Source organism: Streptomyces clavuligerus, from assembly GCF_005519465.1.
GTDB classification, from domain to species: domain Bacteria; phylum Actinomycetota; class Actinomycetes; order Streptomycetales; family Streptomycetaceae; genus Streptomyces; species Streptomyces clavuligerus.
In genome coordinates, this window is the sequence record NZ_CP027858.1 from 3334877 (window position 1) to 3351084 (window position 16208).

The 16208-nt window shown below is 69.2% G+C and carries 13 protein-coding genes; 6 read left to right on the forward strand and 7 right to left on the reverse strand.

Going from position 1 to position 16208, the window contains the following annotated elements:
• The first annotated feature begins 12 nt into the window (after nt 1-12).
• From CRV15_RS13980 to CRV15_RS14000, 5 genes are all read left to right on the forward strand, one after another.
• Nucleotides 13-525: a Jag family protein gene (locus tag CRV15_RS13980; protein ID WP_003956504.1), complete on the forward strand. Its 513-nt coding sequence runs from the start codon at nt 13-15 to the stop codon at nt 523-525.
• Nucleotides 526-602: 77 nt separating this feature from the next.
• Nucleotides 603-1349: a 16S rRNA (guanine(527)-N(7))-methyltransferase RsmG gene (rsmG, locus tag CRV15_RS13985; RefSeq protein ID WP_003956505.1), complete on the forward strand. Its 747-nt coding sequence runs from the start codon at nt 603-605 to the stop codon at nt 1347-1349.
• Between the two features lie 298 nt (nt 1350-1647).
• On the forward strand, nt 1648-2724 hold the full coding sequence (locus CRV15_RS13990; protein WP_003956507.1) for a ParA family protein: 1077 nt from the start codon (nt 1648-1650) through the stop codon (nt 2722-2724).
• Entirely contained in the window at nt 2721-3812 is a 1092-nt protein-coding gene (locus CRV15_RS13995) for a ParB/RepB/Spo0J family partition protein (protein ID WP_003961105.1), read from the forward strand. Before CRV15_RS13990 ends, CRV15_RS13995 begins: the two co-directional genes overlap by 4 nt.
• A gap of 184 nt (nt 3813-3996) precedes the next feature.
• Nucleotides 3997-4614: a GNAT family N-acetyltransferase gene (locus CRV15_RS14000; protein WP_003956509.1), complete on the forward strand. Its 618-nt coding sequence runs from the start codon at nt 3997-3999 to the stop codon at nt 4612-4614.
• A gap of 111 nt (nt 4615-4725) precedes the next feature.
• Here the strand turns inward: CRV15_RS14000 and trxA are convergent, their stop codons facing one another.
• The 7 genes from trxA to CRV15_RS14035 form a co-directional block, all read right to left on the reverse strand.
• Nucleotides 4726-5058 (reverse strand): thioredoxin, encoded by a 333-nt coding sequence (trxA, locus tag CRV15_RS14005; protein ID WP_003956510.1) that lies wholly within the window; start codon nt 5056-5058, stop codon nt 4726-4728.
• Between the two features lie 33 nt (nt 5059-5091).
• Nucleotides 5092-6060 (reverse strand): thioredoxin-disulfide reductase, encoded by a 969-nt coding sequence (trxB, locus tag CRV15_RS14010; RefSeq protein ID WP_003956511.1) that lies wholly within the window; start codon nt 6058-6060, stop codon nt 5092-5094.
• A 124-nt stretch (nt 6061-6184) separates the two neighbouring features.
• The gene (locus tag CRV15_RS36725) at nt 6185-6658 is read right to left on the reverse strand and encodes a hypothetical protein (RefSeq protein ID WP_231405998.1); all 474 of its coding nucleotides are present in this window, start codon (nt 6656-6658) and stop codon (nt 6185-6187) included.
• Between the two features lie 446 nt (nt 6659-7104).
• Nucleotides 7105-7809: an RNA polymerase sigma factor SigM gene (sigM, locus tag CRV15_RS14020; protein ID WP_003956513.1), complete on the reverse strand. Its 705-nt coding sequence runs from the start codon at nt 7807-7809 to the stop codon at nt 7105-7107.
• A gap of 25 nt (nt 7810-7834) precedes the next feature.
• Complete coding sequence (locus CRV15_RS14025) at nt 7835-9532, reverse strand: protein kinase family protein (RefSeq protein ID WP_003956514.1); 1698 nt, start codon at nt 9530-9532, stop codon at nt 7835-7837.
• 216 nt (nt 9533-9748) lie between these two features.
• Nucleotides 9749-12055, reverse strand: coding sequence for a murein biosynthesis integral membrane protein MurJ (gene murJ, locus CRV15_RS14030; RefSeq protein WP_003956515.1), 2307 nt, complete (start codon nt 12053-12055; stop codon nt 9749-9751).
• Between the two features lie 45 nt (nt 12056-12100).
• Nucleotides 12101-14500 carry a DUF6049 family protein gene (locus tag CRV15_RS14035; RefSeq protein ID WP_003956516.1) on the reverse strand — a complete coding sequence of 800 codons (2400 nt, stop codon included), beginning with the start codon at nt 14498-14500 and terminating at the stop codon, nt 12101-12103.
• A 213-nt stretch (nt 14501-14713) separates the two neighbouring features.
• Between CRV15_RS14035 and CRV15_RS14040 the strand changes: the two genes are divergently transcribed.
• Nucleotides 14714-16162 carry a CCA tRNA nucleotidyltransferase gene (locus CRV15_RS14040; RefSeq protein ID WP_003956517.1) on the forward strand — a complete coding sequence of 483 codons (1449 nt, stop codon included), beginning with the start codon at nt 14714-14716 and terminating at the stop codon, nt 16160-16162.
• Nucleotides 16163-16208 lie beyond the last annotated feature (46 nt).

The window sequence follows — 16208 nt, forward strand, 5'->3', positions numbered from 1 at the left end:
AGGAGTCCATCCGTGACGGAAGGCACCATCCCCGCCGCCGCCGAGGAAGGCGACACCCTCACCCGCCTTGAGCAGGAGGGGGAGATCGCCGCCGACTACCTCGAAGGTCTGCTCGACATCGCCGATCTCGACGGTGACATCGACATGGACGTCGAGGCCGACCGGGCCGCCGTCTCGATCGTCAGCGACTCGGACAGCCGGGATCTCCAGAAGCTGGTCGGCCGTGACGGTGAGGTCCTGGAAGCCCTTCAGGAGCTGACCCGGCTCGCCGTGCACCGGGAGACCGGTGACCGCAGCCGACTGATGCTGGACATCGCGGGGTTCCGGGCCAAGAAGCGCACCGAGCTGGCCAAGCTGGGAGCACAGGCCGCCGATGAGGTGAAGAGCTCCGGGCAGCCGGTGAAGCTGAAGCCGATGACGCCTTTCGAGCGCAAGGTCGTCCATGACGCGGTCGCCGCCGCGGGTCTGCGCAGCGAGTCCGAGGGCGAGGAGCCGCAGCGGTTCGTCGTCGTGCTCCCTGCCTGATCCTCGATCGTTTTCTCGGCCCCGTCTGTTGAGCAGACGGGGCCGATCTTTGTCAGCCTGAAATCACCATTGCGACAGTGCGGTATGGAAGGACGGTCCCCGTGACGGAGGCAGCACAGGAGCTTCCCCAGGCACCCGACGCTGCGCGGACGGTCTTCGGAGAATTCTTTCCCGAGGCCGTCCGCTACGCGGAGCTGCTCGCTGATGCCGGGGTCAGACGCGGTCTCATCGGGCCGCGTGAGGTGCCCCGTCTGTGGGAGCGCCATCTGCTGAACTGCGCCGTGCTCTCCGAGGTGGTTCCGGAGGGCGTCACGGTCTGCGATGTGGGCTCGGGGGCCGGGCTGCCGGGCATTCCGCTGGCACTGGTGCGGCCCGACCTCAAGATCACTCTTCTGGAGCCGCTGCTGCGGCGGACGAACTTCCTCCAGGAGGTCGTGGAGCTGCTGGGACTCGACCATGTGACCGTGGTGCGGGGCCGGGCGGAGGAAGTGCTGGGCAAGCTGCCTCCGGTCCATGTGGTCACCGCGCGGGCGGTCGCGCCGCTGGACCGGCTCGCGGGCTGGGGGGTTCCCCTGCTCCGTCCCTATGGGGAGATGCTGGCGCTCAAGGGCGACACGGCCGAGGAGGAGCTCCAGGCGGCCCGGAGTGCGCTGAGCAAGCTCGGTGTGGTGGAGACCTCGGTACTCCAGGTGGGTGAAGGGCTGGTCGACCCGCTCTCCACCGTGGTCCGGGTGGAGGTCGGGGAGAGTCCCGGCGGTGTGCGTTTCGCCACGAAGCGGGCCAAGGCCGCCCGGGCCGGGCGGACTGCCCGTCGCCGCCGCTGAGCGGAGACAGCAGGGGCGGAGATCACGGCGGAGATCAGCGTGGAGATAAATGTCCAGAATGGTCGACAGTGGTCGTTTTGCTCCATTTATTCGGAGTGTCGCCCTGAGGTAGTCCCACGGTCCGTGCATCGTGTTTCACGTGAAACGTCGCTCACTGCTGCACGGAATCATCAGCCGCGGGCGCGCTGCCGCCCCGATCCGGAGCCTCAAGCAGCCCCTCGGGCGGGCTGCGGAGTTGTCCACAGAGACGGATTCATCCACAGAAGCACGGGCCTCGCTGGTTCATGAACCCGAAAGCATGGCAGGCTCTGTTCATCGCGAGCCTGAAGTCGAGGAGAGTGAACCGTTGCGGTCCGACGCCAACCTCGCGGGGCCGATGGCCGATCCGGTCCCCGGTCCCCGCACCGAGTCCGCGGGGGAGGATGTTTCACGTGAAACGCTCCCCCCGATGGACGACACCCCTATCGGCAGAGCTGCCCAGATGGCGATGGAAGCGATGGGGCGGAGCGGCACGCGGCTGCCCCGACCTGTGCAGAAGCGTGTCATGGTGGTCGCCAACCAGAAGGGTGGCGTAGGGAAGACCACGACCACGGTCAATCTCGCTGCCTCGCTCGCGCTGCACGGAGCACGTGTCCTGGTCATCGACCTCGACCCGCAGGGCAACGCCTCCACGGCGCTGGGGATCGATCACCACGCCGAAGTGCCCTCCATCTATGACGTCCTGGTGGAGAGCAAGCCGCTGGCCGAGGTGGTTCAGCCCGTCCCGGACGTCGAAGGGCTCTTCTGCGCCCCCGCGACGATCGATCTCGCCGGTGCGGAGATCGAGCTGGTGTCACTGGTGGCGCGCGAGAGTCGGCTGCAACGGGCCATTCAGGCGTATGAGCAGCCCCTGGACTACATCCTGATCGACTGTCCTCCGTCGCTCGGTCTGCTGACCGTCAACGCCATGGTGGCGGGCGCCGAGGTGCTGATCCCCATCCAGTGCGAGTACTACGCGCTGGAGGGCCTGGGCCAGCTCCTGCGGAACGTGGATCTGGTACGCGGGCATCTGAACCCCACACTGCATGTCTCCACCATCCTCCTGACCATGTACGACGGTCGGACGCGCCTTGCCTCCCAGGTGGCCGAGGAGGTGCGCAGCCACTTCGGGGAAGAGGTGCTGCGGACCAGCATTCCCCGTTCGGTCCGTATCTCGGAGGCGCCGAGCTATGGGCAGACGGTGCTGACCTATGACCCGGGGTCCAGCGGGGCCCTGTCGTATCTTGAGGCGGCGCGGGAGATCGCCTTGCGGGGCGTGGGAGTTCACTACGACCCGCAGCATGCCCACATGGGCCATCAGAACAGCCAGCGGAACATCTCGGAGGGGATTCAGTGAGTGAGCGACGTAGGGGATTGGGGCGTGGGCTCGGTGCCTTGATCCCTGCCGCTCCCCAGGAGAAGCAGACGACTCCCGGTGGAGCCGCAAGCTCCTCGGGGACGATTCCGGTGCTACCCGGGGAACGCGGTGTGGCGGCGGCCAAGGTGGCCACCCTGCCCACAGTGGCGCCCGAGGTCGTGGTGCCCGCACCGGCCCCGGAGCCGGTGGCCGTGGACCGGTCGCCCTCCGAGGCGCACTTCGCCGAGCTGCCGCTGGACGCGATCACCCCCAACCCGCGCCAGCCCCGTGAGGTGTTCGACGAGGACGCACTGGCGGAGCTGGTCACCTCCATCAAGGAGGTGGGGCTCCTCCAGCCGGTGGTGGTCCGGCAACTGGGGCCCGAGCGCTATGAACTGATCATGGGGGAGCGGCGCTGGAGGGCCTGCCGTGACGCCGGTCTGGAGCACATTCCCGCGATCGTCCGCCACACGGAGGACGAGAAGCTTCTCCTGGACGCCCTCCTGGAGAATCTGCACCGGGCGCAGCTGAACCCCTTGGAGGAGGCGGCGGCCTACGACCAGTTGCTCAGGGACTTCAACTGCACCCATGACCAGTTGGCCGACCGGATCGGGCGCTCCCGTCCGCAGGTCTCCAATACGCTCCGTCTGCTGCGGCTGTCGCCGTCGGTGCAGCGCCGGGTCGCTGCGGGAGTGCTCTCCGCCGGGCATGCGCGGGCGCTGCTCTCCGTCGAGGACTCCGAGGATCAGGACCGGCTGGCCCATCGCATTGTCGCCGAAGGGCTGTCGGTGCGTGCGGTCGAAGAGATCGTGACGCTGCTCAACTCCCACCCGCAGAGTGTCACCAAGCCCAAGGGCCCTCGTGCCGGGACCCGGCTCTCCCCCGCACTCTCCGATCTGGCCGCCCGACTCTCGGATCGCTTTGAGACCCGGGTGAAGGTCGACCTCGGGCAGAAGAAGGGGAAGATCGTTGTGGAGTTCGCCTCCATGGATGATCTGGACCGCATTCTGAGCACCCTTGCCCCGGGCGAGGGCCGGGTCCTGGACCAGGGCTTGGCCCAGGACACCGCTCCGGATGACGAGGACTGATCGAATAGCAGGGATGTTCCAGGGGCGGGCCGTGGTGAACACGGCCCGCCCCTTTGCCTGTTGACGGTGCCGCTGTCCGGATGGATCGATACGATCGTTTACGGTTCGCGCCCCTCTGCGGGAGAGGGATGCACTGGACGGTGGTGTGCGGCCCGGCCTGGGAAGGAAGCGAGGAACAGCCTTCATGGGGCGTCGGCTTGTACCCCTTACCCTGGACAACCTCTCCGAACTGCCCCGGCGCTGTCGGGCCTGTGTCTTCTGGGAGCTCGATCCGGTCAGCGGGGATGCTGCGGTCACAGCGGGACGATCGGAGCTGGAGAAGGAAGCATGGATTTCCGCGGTTCTGCTGGAGTGGGGCTCCTGTGGCCGGGTGGTCCAGGTCGACGATGTACCGGTCGGCTTTGTGCTCTACGCCCCTCCGGCCTATGTCCCCCGCTCCATGGCCTTTCCGACCAGCCCGGTCTCGGCTGACGCCGTTCAGTTGATGACGGCCTGGATCAACCCCTCCCACCAGGGGCAGGGCCTGGGACGGATGATGGTGCAGGCGGTCGCGAAGGATCTTCTACGGCGGAGCTTCCGGGCCATTGAGGCGTTCGGCGACGCACGCTGGAAAGAACCCGCCTGTCTGTTGCCCGCCGACCATCTGCTGGCGGTCGGCTTCAAGACGGTACGGCCGCACCCGGTCTCTCCCCGGCTGCGGCTGGAGCTGCGGACGACGCTTTCCTGGAAGGAAGACGTCGAAATGGCTCTGGATCGGCTGCTGGGAGCCGTACAGAAAGAGCCGGCGCTGCGTCCGCTGTGAGCGGTTACGGCGAAGGGGCCCACCCCCTGAGGGGGTGAGCCCCTGATGTGCTCGCGTTTCACGCTTCATGTTTCACGTGAAACATTCGCCGTCCCGCTGGCGGGGCGCTGATTACTTACCGAGGAACGGGTCCAGGTCGCGCAGCAGCGCAGCCTTGGGCTTGGCCCCCACGATCGTCTTGACGACCTCGCCGCCCTGGTAGACGTTCAGGGTCGGGATCGACATGACGCCGTACTTCGCGGCGGTGGCGGGGTTCTGGTCGATGTTGAGCTTGACGATCTCGATCTGCCCACCGTGCTCGGCGGCGATCGCCTCCAGCGACGGGGCGATCTGGCGGCACGGACCGCACCACTCGGCCCAGAAGTCCACCAGAACAGGCTTGTCGCTCTTGAGGACATCAGCCTCGAAGGTGTCATCGGTAACGTTCTTCAGCACGCCGGCCACGGCGGCCTCCTTGACTCTAGGGTGGGTGGGGGGTCAGACCGCAGGGGCGGGCTCTGCGATCTGCTCACTGTCGGCGAGGGCCGCGAGGTAACGCTCGGCATCGAGCGCGGCCGAGCAGCCCGTGCCGGCGGCGGTGATGGCCTGACGGTAGGTGTGGTCGACCACGTCACCCGCCGCGAAGACCCCGGTGAGGTTGGTGCGGGTCGACGGCGAGGCGACCTTGAGGTAGCCCTCGTCGTCCAGGTCGAGCTGGCCCTTGAACAGCTCGGTGCGGGGGTCGTGGCCCACGGCGATGAAGAGTCCCGTGGCGGCCAGCTCCCGCGTCTCACCCGTCTTGGTGTCGCGCAGGGTCAGCCCCGTGAGCTTCTGCTCACCGTGGATCGTGGCGACCTCGCTGTTCCAGGCGAAGCTGATCTTCGGGTCGGCGAAGGCCCGGTCCTGCATGGCCTTCGAGGCGCGCAGCGAGTCCCGGCGGTGGACGATGGTGACAGACTTGGCGAACCGGGAGAGGAAGGTCGCCTCCTCCATGGCGGTGTCGCCGCCACCCACCACGACGATGTCCTGGTCCTTGAAGAAGAAGCCGTCGCACGTGGCGCACCAGGAGACTCCCCGGCCGGAGAGCGCGTCCTCACGGGGGAGGCCCAGCTTGCGGTGCTGGGAACCGGTGGTGACGATGACGGCCTTGGCCCGGTGGACCGTGCCCGCGGAGTCCGTGACGGTCTTGATGTCGCCGGTGAGGTCGACCGAGACCACATCGTCCGGGATCAGCTCGGCGCCGAAGCGCTCGGCCTGCGCCCGCATGTTGTCCATCAGATCCGGGCCCATGATCCCGTCGCGGAACCCGGGGAAGTTCTCCACATCGGTGGTGTTCATCAGGGCGCCACCGGCGGTGACGGCTCCCTCGAACACCAGCGGCTGAAGGGAAGCGCGCGCCGTGTAGAGCGCCGCCGTGTAGCCGGCCGGACCGGAGCCGATGATGATCACGTTACGGACGTCGCTCACGGATGGATTCCTCGTCTCTGAAGACTGCGCTGCTGCTACTGGGCCGGGTCAATGACTCTCACCCCACCCAACGGATACTAAGGGGCTGGCATTCCCGAGAGCTCCGCGCAGCGCTCCACGGCCCTCAGTGGCGCGGATAGTCGCGCTGGAACAGCACCTTCCCGGTGGACGAGCGCGTGGAGCCGACACAGTCCGCGCTGATCACAAAGGCTTCGATCCGTGCGGAGTCCCCGCCGTCACGGAACACCAGCAGAAAGGCGGCAGCACCGCGATAGGTGCCCGTGTCCACTCCCAGGGGGGAGTCCGCGCGGTCGGTGGCCTTCTGGACACAGGGCGGTGCGGTCGGCAGATGCTTCAGTTGAGGGGCGCCGCCCTCGTCCAGAGCGCCGAAGTCCGTGCTCCTGCCGGAGGAGTCCCGTGTGTGGCCCTCATGGTCGGCAGCCAGCGCACGGGCCTGCTCCTCCAACCGTTCGTCGGAGAACTCCTGGGACCCGGCCACCGGAGTGTCGATCGACTCCCCCCGAGCGGAAGGAGGCTTCACCTCGTCCGGGGAGGAGAAGCTCTGGACCAGCAGAACACTCATTCCGGCGGCTGCCACGGCAAGCACGGCTCCGATGGCCCTGCGGCGGCGCCGGAAACGGACGGTACGCCCGGGGCCGGTCGTGCCACGGTCAGGGCCGTTTGTCCCCTGTCCCTTGCCCAGGGGGCGGTCGACGGTGGGTCGAGGCTCCAGCACGGGAACGACCGTCGATGTTTCACGTGAAACATGCGCTCCGGACCCTCCGGGGGAGGTCGACGCGAGTAGCGCCTCGGCAGCCAGCGCTGCATCGATGCGTTCGGCGATGTCGGCAGGCATCCGTGAGGCCCCGGGGAGGGTGCCGAGGAGACCGCGGATCTCCTCCAGGGAGGCCCGGACATCGGCACACAACTCACAGATGTCCAGATGCTGACGGAGAGCCACGCTCCGGGATGGGGACAGCAAGCCCTCCGTGAGATCGGAGATCTCGGAGACATCGGGGTGCTGAGTCATATCGGCCGTCGATGTCATGTGCGCCCACCTCCGCCCTTCGCAGCGGCAGGGTCATGCGGCCCTGCGTCCCTGGGTCTCGACGCCGGTGGGACGGAATCCCCCGGTGTCCGGTTCCTTCCCCCGGCCAGTTCGCTGTTACCCCCGGCCTCACCGCGCAGATGGGTGAGGAGAGGCAGCAGCCGTGCCCGGCCCCGGGCACAGCGGCTCTTGACCGTACCGGTCGGCACCCCGAGGATTCGCGCCGCTTCCGCCACGGGGTAGCCCTGCATGTCCACCAGTACCAGTGCGGCCCGTTGATCAGTGGGAAGCTGCGCCAGAGCCGCCACGAGTTCATGGTGCAGGGCCCGGCGCTCCGTGGGGGCCTCGGCGGACTCATGGGGCTCAAGGAGTTGGTCCAGACGCTCGGTGTCCTCCACCGGGGACGTTCTCCGGGAAGCGGCCTTGCGCGCCCGGTCGAGACAGGCGTTCACGGTGATGCGGTGGAGCCAGGTGGTCACGGCGGACTGACCCCGGAAGGTGTGCGCGGCACGGAAGGCGGAGACCAGGGCGTCCTGGACGGCGTCCGCGGCCTCCTCACGGTCCCCGAGGGTACGCAGGGCGACGGCCCAGAGGCGGTCGCGGTGCCGGCGTACCAACTCCCCGAACGCGTGCGGGTGCCCTTCCACATGGCGAGTGAGAAGCTCCTGGTCGCTGACGCCCTGGAGTGTCACATCGTCCACCGGTGTGCCCCCTCCCCTGCTGACGTCAGCCGGTGACCTTGATCTCCGAGATCTTGCCCCGGAACGTGCCGTCGAAGTCCTGCGGCAACTCGGTCAGCCAGACCAGAACGTACCGTGACCGGGCCGGTTTGTCGGGGGTGAGGGAGACTTCGGTTCCCGAACCCTCGGCGACCTGGGTGAAACCGGAGAGGGCGGTCGGCCGGACAGCGGAACTCTCGGGCGCGACCCGCAGATCCGCGGCGGTGTGGCCGAGGAAGGAGACCTTCACCGAACCGATCTGCTGGACCGAGCCGAGGTCCACGATGACGCCGAGCCCGCTCTTCAGCCGTCCGAAGTCACGGCTGGCGTACCAGTCGGTCTGCCAGGCGGTGCCGGGGTCGCCGTCATGGCTTCGCCCTATGTTCCGGGAGTTCTCGGTGGGATCTCCGCCGAAGGGGTCGAAGTCATGGACCGTGGAGATCGCCACCGGGTCGCCGGTCCGCGCAGAGGTCTTCGGTCCGTCGTTCTTCTTGTCCCCGTCCGGTGGCGGAGCCTCCTGCTCGCTGCCCCGGGTGTTGTCCCGGCCGAGCATCTTGTCGGCGATCTGCCAGCTCCCGAGTCCCAGAGCGGCGATCAACAGAGCGGAGACCGTCCACTTCAGCACCCGCCCGGCTCGACTCTCCAGGGGCGCCGGAGGGATCGGGACCGACTGGGTGGCCGCATGTCCCGGGTGCAGGGCGGTACGGCCGTAGCCGGGCCGCGGGTACTCGTGGGGCGGGGCGAAGGTGGGCTCCGGCGGGCGGATGCGGGGCATCGCCGCCACGGCCTTCATCAGCTCGTCCGGTGTGGTGCAGGGAGGTTCCTGGCGGGACGCCGTGGCTCCGTCGTTGACCAGGGCTCGCATGGCCAGCTCGGAGAGTCCCCGGTGGACTCCCGCCTTGACCTGGTCCGGGGGAAGCAGCCCGATGCCCTTGGGCAGCCCGGACAGACCGTGGGCATCGTTCTCGTAGGGCCAGCGCTGGGTCAGAGCGGCGTACAGAAGCGCGCCGATCGCCTCGGTGTCGGTGCGCTGGGGGCGCTCGGCGGTGATCCCGCGCAGCGCGGCGTTCACCGCCAGGCCGCGGATGCGGTACTGGCCGGTGGAGGTCCGCAGCACGGCTCCGGGGGTGAGCCTGAGATGGGACAGCCCCTCGCGATGGGCCGCCGCCATGGCCTGGGAGAGCTGGTCGACGAGCTGGTACGCGTCGTGCGGCTCCATGGGGCCCAGAGCGAGCAGGGTGGTCAGCTCGACGGCGTCGGGCAGCCACTCATGGACGACATAGACGAGGTCGTTCTCCTCGACGGCGTCGAGGACCTGGACAAAGCGGGGATCGCCCAGCAGGGCGGCGGAGCGGGCGGCGGCGAGGACGGAGCGGGTACGGGGGTGGTCCGCGGGCAGGATATGGACTCCCACCGCGCGGCGCAGCTTCTCGTCGACAGCACGCCAACTGCTGAAACCGTCCAGACGGGTGATGCACTCCTCAAGCCGATAGCGTCTGGCCAGCTTGTGACCGCTGTGGAGCTCGGGCCTGGTGATGGCGGGCTCCGCACCGGAGCGCTCACCGTCCGTGTCCGGCACGGGCTGCTCCGCCGTCTCGTGGGATCGATCCGCCCCGTCGGCCGTGGCCTTGTCCGCGTGCGCGGTCAGCGGTTTCTTTCCGCTGTTGTCGGCCACGTCGACGGCGGCCGTGCTACGTTCCGCCACCGTCGTTCCTGCCTCCCCATCCGTTGCGCATAACCAACAGCCAAGCCAATTGTGCCCACAGTCCGCTGCTATGCACGACACGCGGCATCGGACGATGGTTGCGGCAGCGTATGCCGGGAACTGGTCGAGCCCCGTCGCGGGGCCCTGGTCGGGTCGTCGCGGCCCCGCCCGCCCGGCGGGTGCGCTGTGGGGACGGGGCTCCCGCGACGGTGTTCCCTAGCGGCCGAGGCGCCCGCGCACCATGCCGACCATGGAGTTCAGCTCCGCGATCCGCATCCGCTTGGCGGCGAGGAAGAAGACGGCCAGCAGCACGATCCCGCCGCCCGCGAGCGCCGCGAGCGAGCCGAGGGCGCCGCGGCCGAGGGTCTGGAGCACGAAGTAGCTGATCGCCCCCGCCGCCGCGGCGGCGGGCAGCGCGGCGATGGAGAGCCGGGCGTAGGTCCGCAGGACATGGGCCCCGTCCAGATCGCCGCCGAGGCGACGCTTGAGCCGGCGCCAGGCGACACCGACGCCGACCATGTAGGCGAGGCCGTAGGCCGCCGCCATGCCGACGACCGCCCAGCGGGCGGGCAGCACCAGGAAGGCGAGGGTGGAGGCGGCGGCGTTGACGGCGGCGACGATCACGGTGTTGTAGAACGGCGTCCGGGTGTCCTCGTAGGCGTAGAAGCCGCGGAGGACGACGTACTGCACGGAGTAGGGGATCAGTCCGAGGCCGAAGGCCATCAGAGTGAATCCGATGCCCTGGGCGCCGCCACCGGACCCCGCGAAGAGCAGGGTGGCCATCGGAAGGCCGAGGGCGAGGAAGGCGAAGGCACAGGGCACGATGGCGACGGCCGAGGTGCGCAGCCCGTAGGAGATGTCGTCGCGGACCGCCGCGTGGTCGCCGTCGTGGGCCGCCCGGGAGATCCTGGGCAGGACGGCCGTCATCACGGAGACGGTGATGATGGCCTGTGGCATCTGCCAGAGCAGCAGCGCGTACTGGTACGCGGTGATACCGGCGCCCTCGTGGCCGTCCTTGACGGCCTGGGTCCCGGCCCAGGTGGCGAGCTGGGTGACGACGATCAGGCCGAGCTGGTTGGCGAGGACGAAGAAGAAGGTCCACTTCGCGAGCCCCATCGCCTTGCCCAGGCCCTGGCCCTTCCAGTCGAAGCGCAGCCGGAGGGAGAAGCCCGCGTCCCGGAGGTAGGGGAACATCGCCAGCGCCTGGACGACGAGTCCGAGCAGGGTGCCGATGCCCAGCAGCCGCACCCCCTCCGGGGTGATCGTGGCCTCGGTGACTTCGGTCGTGGTGAAGCCGCCGAAGGCCCAGATGAAGGCGGTGAAGGTCGCGATGACCACGATGTTGTTGAGGACCGGGGTCCACATCATCGCGCCGAAGCGGCCACGGGCGTTGAGGATCTGTCCGAGCACCACATGCAGCCCCATGAAGAACATGGTCGGGATGCAGTACTGGGCGAAGGTGACCGCCACCTCCATGCGCTGCGGATCGGAGGCGATGGAGTCGGACATCATCCGGATGAGCAGCGGGGCGGCCAGCACACAGATGGTGGTGACACCGGCGAGCAGGACGACCACGAGGGTCAGCAGCCGGTTGGCGTAGGCCACGCCGCCGTCGTCGTCGTTCTTCATCGCCCGGACGAGCTGAGGGATGAAGACCGAGTTGAGGGCGCCGCCGCCGACGAGGACGTAGATCATCGTCGGCAGGGCGTAGGCGACCTGGTAGGAGTCGTTGAGGGTGCTGACGCCGATGGCGGCGGCCATCACGAGCGCCCGCAGAAAGCCGGTGATCCGGGAGACGATCGTGCCCGCCGCCATCACCGCGCTCGACTTGAGCAGGCTGGATGCCTTGCCGCCCGAACCCTTGGGAGCCGGGGGGGCGGCCGGGGCCGCAGGGGGCGCGGGGGCCTCCGGCGCCGCTGTGGGCGCGGGCACGGTCCGCTCCGCGACCTGCTGGTCCCGGAAGAGATGGGCGAAGGCGTCCGGCTCCGGCTCCCGCTCGCCCGCCTGTGTCACCAGATCGTCGACGCCCGTGTACTGGGTGGTCCGGGCGTCGTCGCCGTAGGGCAGATGACGGGAGGGACCGGCGGGCTCGGGCGGCGGGGTCTGGGCCCATACCCGGGGGTCGGGGGCATACTGCGGTGCCGGGGGCTGCTGATAGAGCGGCTGGGGTTCCTGGTAGGTGCCCGGCGGGGGCGGCGGATGGGAGGCGCGGTCGTACAGCGCCTCCGTCACCGGGTCCTGAGCGGACAGGTCCTGGCTCCGGTAGGGGTCCTGGGCATAGGCGTCCTGCACATAGGGATCGTGGGCGTAGACGTCCTGGGGGTAGCCCGGCGGGGGTGCGTCCTGGGGGTAGCCCCCCGGGTGCTGGACACCCTGCTGATAGGGCCCCTGGGCATAGGGGTCGTACCCCTGGGCATAGAGGTCGTCCTGCGGGGAGGGGTCGGGTGCGGGCTGCGGCGGGACCTGGCCTGCCGGGTCCATCCCCGGGCCCTGACCGCGGTCACCGTCGTACGGCGCGTTCATTGCTACCCCACCTCATCGTCCCGGGCCGGCCGGCCACGACATCGCTCAACGGTCCACTTTCTCACCCGTGCCCGACGGCTTGCCGTTTTCCGGACCGGTGTCCGGTGTCGGGTCACTCGGCTGCCCGGGATCGGGGCCGTCGATACCGCCCTCGGGGCGCTGTCCGCCGTCCGGGGCACCCTCCTGGGCCGCTGCCGCTCCGGACCCCTCGGCGGTACTGCCGCTGTCGTCCGGCTCCGGTCCGTCCGCCATCGGCTGCTCCTGTGCCGCCGCCCGCTTGCGCTGGGTGTACATCCGGACACCGGCGAGGACGAGAAGCAGTACGCCGCCCGCGATGACGAGCATCACCGTCGGAGTGATCTCGGAGACCTTGACGGTGAACTCCATCTCCTGACCGTAGGGCTTGTTGTCCTCGGTGAAGAGCTGGGCCCTCATCCGCACCTGGCCGTTGGCGTTGGCCATGGCGTCGAATTTCACGGACTCGCTGTGACCGGCCTGGATCTCGATGGGGCGGCTGGCGACGTTCTCCTCGCCGTCGAGGCTGAGCCGGGCCGCGTTGTCGGAGCTGAGACGCAGGACCAGCCGGTCCACGTCCTGCATCAGCCGGTTCTGCACGGTGATCGGGATGGTCGCGCTCCGCCCCGAGAGCGTGATCTGCGACTTCTCGATCAGCCGCACCTGCTCGGTGAGCACCTGGAGGTTGTCCCGGACGGAGGTGCGGTACTCCTGTGCCTCGGTGGGACGGCCGCGCCAGGACGTGGACATCTCCCGGTCGATGGCCCGGCCGAAGGGCGTCTCCACCCGGTCCTTCTGGGTGAGGATCACCGAGAACCGGTTCAGGTCGTCCTGGGTGTTCCTGATGTCCTGGAACGCCTGCACCGGCAGCTCCTGGCGGCGCAGCGCCTCGGGATAGCGCGCGGTGGACGGCACCCGGGTCGTGGCGTCGGGGTCGGGCTTGAACGCCGCGGCACCGGGCAGGTCCAGCGGCTGGGTCCAGCGCTGCGGCCCCAGCGCGAGCAGCGCGGCGGCCATGGACCGGGCCTGGGAGGTGGTCGGCGTCCGCTGCGGGGCGACCACCAGGCTCCGCTGCTTGTCGGTGTCCTGGAGGGTCACCGCCAGCGTCTGGGCGAGGAAATCCTGCACGGCCAGGGTCGCCCTGCCGCTGTCGAGCATGTCGCCCTGGAACGCCTTGGAGAGCCGGGAGTCGGCGACCACCGCGGTGGTGCCGCCCCCGATCGGCCGGGCCGCGCTGGCCGTGTAGTTCAGCTGGTCCCGGAGGCTGTCCCCCCGGGTGATGATCTTGTCTGCTCCCGCAGAGGTGGCGACCTTCACGATCGAGGAGTCGATGGCCCCCTCCACCGGCCAGGCGAAGTCGGTCGAGGGCTTGACGTGCAGCAGCGTCTCCACCGTGGACGCGGAGACCGAGGTGGCCTGCTGGAGCTGCTTGAGCGAACCGGAGACGTTCTTGCCCCGGTGTGCCAGCGAGGCGAGGTCGGGATCGGCGTAGGGCAGCGCCACGACCTTGGCGCCCTTGACGGCCGCCTGGAGATCACTCATCCACGTCTTGGCCAGCTCCTGGTTCCGGCCCGGGACGGTGCCCTCGCCGTCCTCCCGCTTGACCCGGTAGCCGTCGGCCATCGCGGCCACACCGGCCAGCAGATCCGGATCGATCACCCAGGTGACCGGAAGCTCCCGGCCGAGGGAGACCATCTGCCCCAGCCTGCCGTCCGGCGCGATCTCCCGCGCCAGCGACTCATCCTCGAAGACCGGGGGCTGCTCGTTGCCGGAGCCGGTCTCCGAGGTCAGATGGGTGGACGAGATCAGCGGCCAGAGATAGGTGAGGCGGGTCTTCTTCTCCAGCGCCTCGGGCTGCCAGGGGAGGAAGGTCCGCTCGATACCGAGGACCTGGCTGTAGGACTGCGAGCCGGGGCTGCCCGAGAGGGCCACCCCGAGCTGGTAGACGCCGTTGTCCCCGAGGTTCAGCTCGTCGACCGGGACCCGGAGGGAGAAGTCCCGGCTCACCCCGGAGGCGAGGCGGGGCAGCTTGACGGTGAAGGAGTCATCGACGGGGGTGCCGTCGTAGTCGGGATGGAAGTCCTCCCGCTGCGCCGCCCTGTCGATCCCGGTCCTGCCATAGATCTGGGGCCCCACCCGCAGGGCGACCTCGGCATCGGTGACGGGCTGCTTCCCCTTGTTGACCACGGTGCCGGTGACCGTGAGTGTCTCCCCCGCCACCGGAGCCATGGGCTGAAGTGTGGTGAGGGACACATCCACGGTGCTCGCGTCCGACGGAGCCTGCGGTCCGGCGTGCGCGGGGGAGGCCGCCATCCCGCCCAGCAGCCCCGCCGTGAGGGGCACCCCGAGGAGCGCCGAGGCGGTACGGCGCAGCCACCGGCGGGCCGGAGAGGGGGAAGGAATCCCCTGGAAGACTGCCGCCTCGGCCACGCGCACGTCCGTCCCTCGTCGTCTGTTGCGGTTGGTCGCAGTCACCGGGTCCGGTCGCCGGACCCTGGTCGCGTCCACGCATGGTAACGAGGTGCGCCCCGCGGAGGTGCCGCGGACCGCTTCACAAGATCGCAACGGCTGTCCGCTCCTGCGGCGCGGGCTTCCGCCGCGGAGGGAGGTCCGGACGGGCGGAGGGACGTACCCTGTTCTGTTGTGCCGAACGCCAATGACAACACCTCCACCCCCCTGAGCCAGGTGCAGCACCGCGCGGTCGCGGAACTACTGCGGGTAGCGCCGGTGGCCGACGATCTCGCCCGCCGTTTCCAGGAGGCGGGATTCCGCCTTGCCCTGGTCGGCGGCTCCGTGCGGGACGCCCTGCTCGGTCGGCTCGGCAACGATCTGGACTTCACCACCGATGCCCGCCCCGAGGACGTCCTGAGGATCATGCGCCCCTGGGCGGACTCGATCTGGGACGTGGGTATCGCCTTCGGCACGGTCGGCTCCCAGAAGGGCGGCTACCAGATCGAGGTCACGACCTACCGCTCCGAGGCGTACGACAGGACCTCCCGCAAGCCCGAGGTGGCCTACGGCGACTCGATCGAGGACGACCTCGTCCGCCGTGACTTCACTGTGAACGCGATGGCTGTCGCGCTGCCGGAGAAGGAGTTCATCGACCCCCACAACGGTCTGGAGGACCTCGCGGCCCAGGTGCTGCGGACCCCGGGCACCCCGGAGGAGTCCTTCTCCGACGACCCGCTGCGGATGATGCGGGCCGCCCGGTTCGCCGCCCAGCTGGACTTCGATGTGGCACCCGAGGTCGTCGAGGCCATGAAGGACATGGCCGGACGGATCGAGATCGTCTCCGCGGAGCGGGTGCGCGAAGAGCTGAACAAGCTGATCCTCTCCGCCCATCCGCGCAAGGGACTCGCCCTGCTGGTGGACTCCGGTCTCGCCGCCCAGGTGTTGCCCGAACTGCCCGCGCTGCGGCTGGAGAGCGACGAGCACCACCGGCACAAGGATGTCTACGAGCACTCCCTGACCGTGCTGGAGCAGGCCATCGCGCTGGAGGGGAACGGGCCCGACCTGGTGCTGCGCCTGGCCGCGCTGCTCCATGACATCGGCAAGCCGAGGACGCGCCGCTTCGAGAGCGACGGTCGGGTCTCCTTCCACCATCACGAGGTGGTGGGCGCCAAGATGACCAAGAAGAGGATGACCGCGCTCAAGTACTCCAACGAGCTGGTCAAGGACGTCTCACGGCTGGTGGAGCTGCATCTTCGCTTCCACGGTTACGGGAGTGGAGAGTGGACCGACTCGGCGGTGCGGCGTTATGTCCGCGACGGCGGCCCTTTGCTGGACCGGTTGCACAAGCTGACCCGCTCGGACTGCACCACCCGGAACAAGCGCAAGGCGGCGGCGCTCTCCCGGACCTATGACGGTCTGGAGGTGCGGATCGCCGAGCTGAAGGAGCAGGAGGAGCTGGACGCCATCCGGCCCGACCTCGACGGCAACCAGATCCAGAAGATCCTGGGGGTGGGCCCGGGGCCGGTGATCGGCAAGGCGTACGCCCATCTGCTGGAGCTGCGGCTGGAGAACGGCCCCATGGAGGAAGAGGCCGCCATCGCCGCGCTCAGGAGCTGGTGGGCCGCGCAGAACGAGCAGTGACGCCGGCCCTTACCGGCTGGAGCGGCCGGAGAGCCTGAAGCATCCG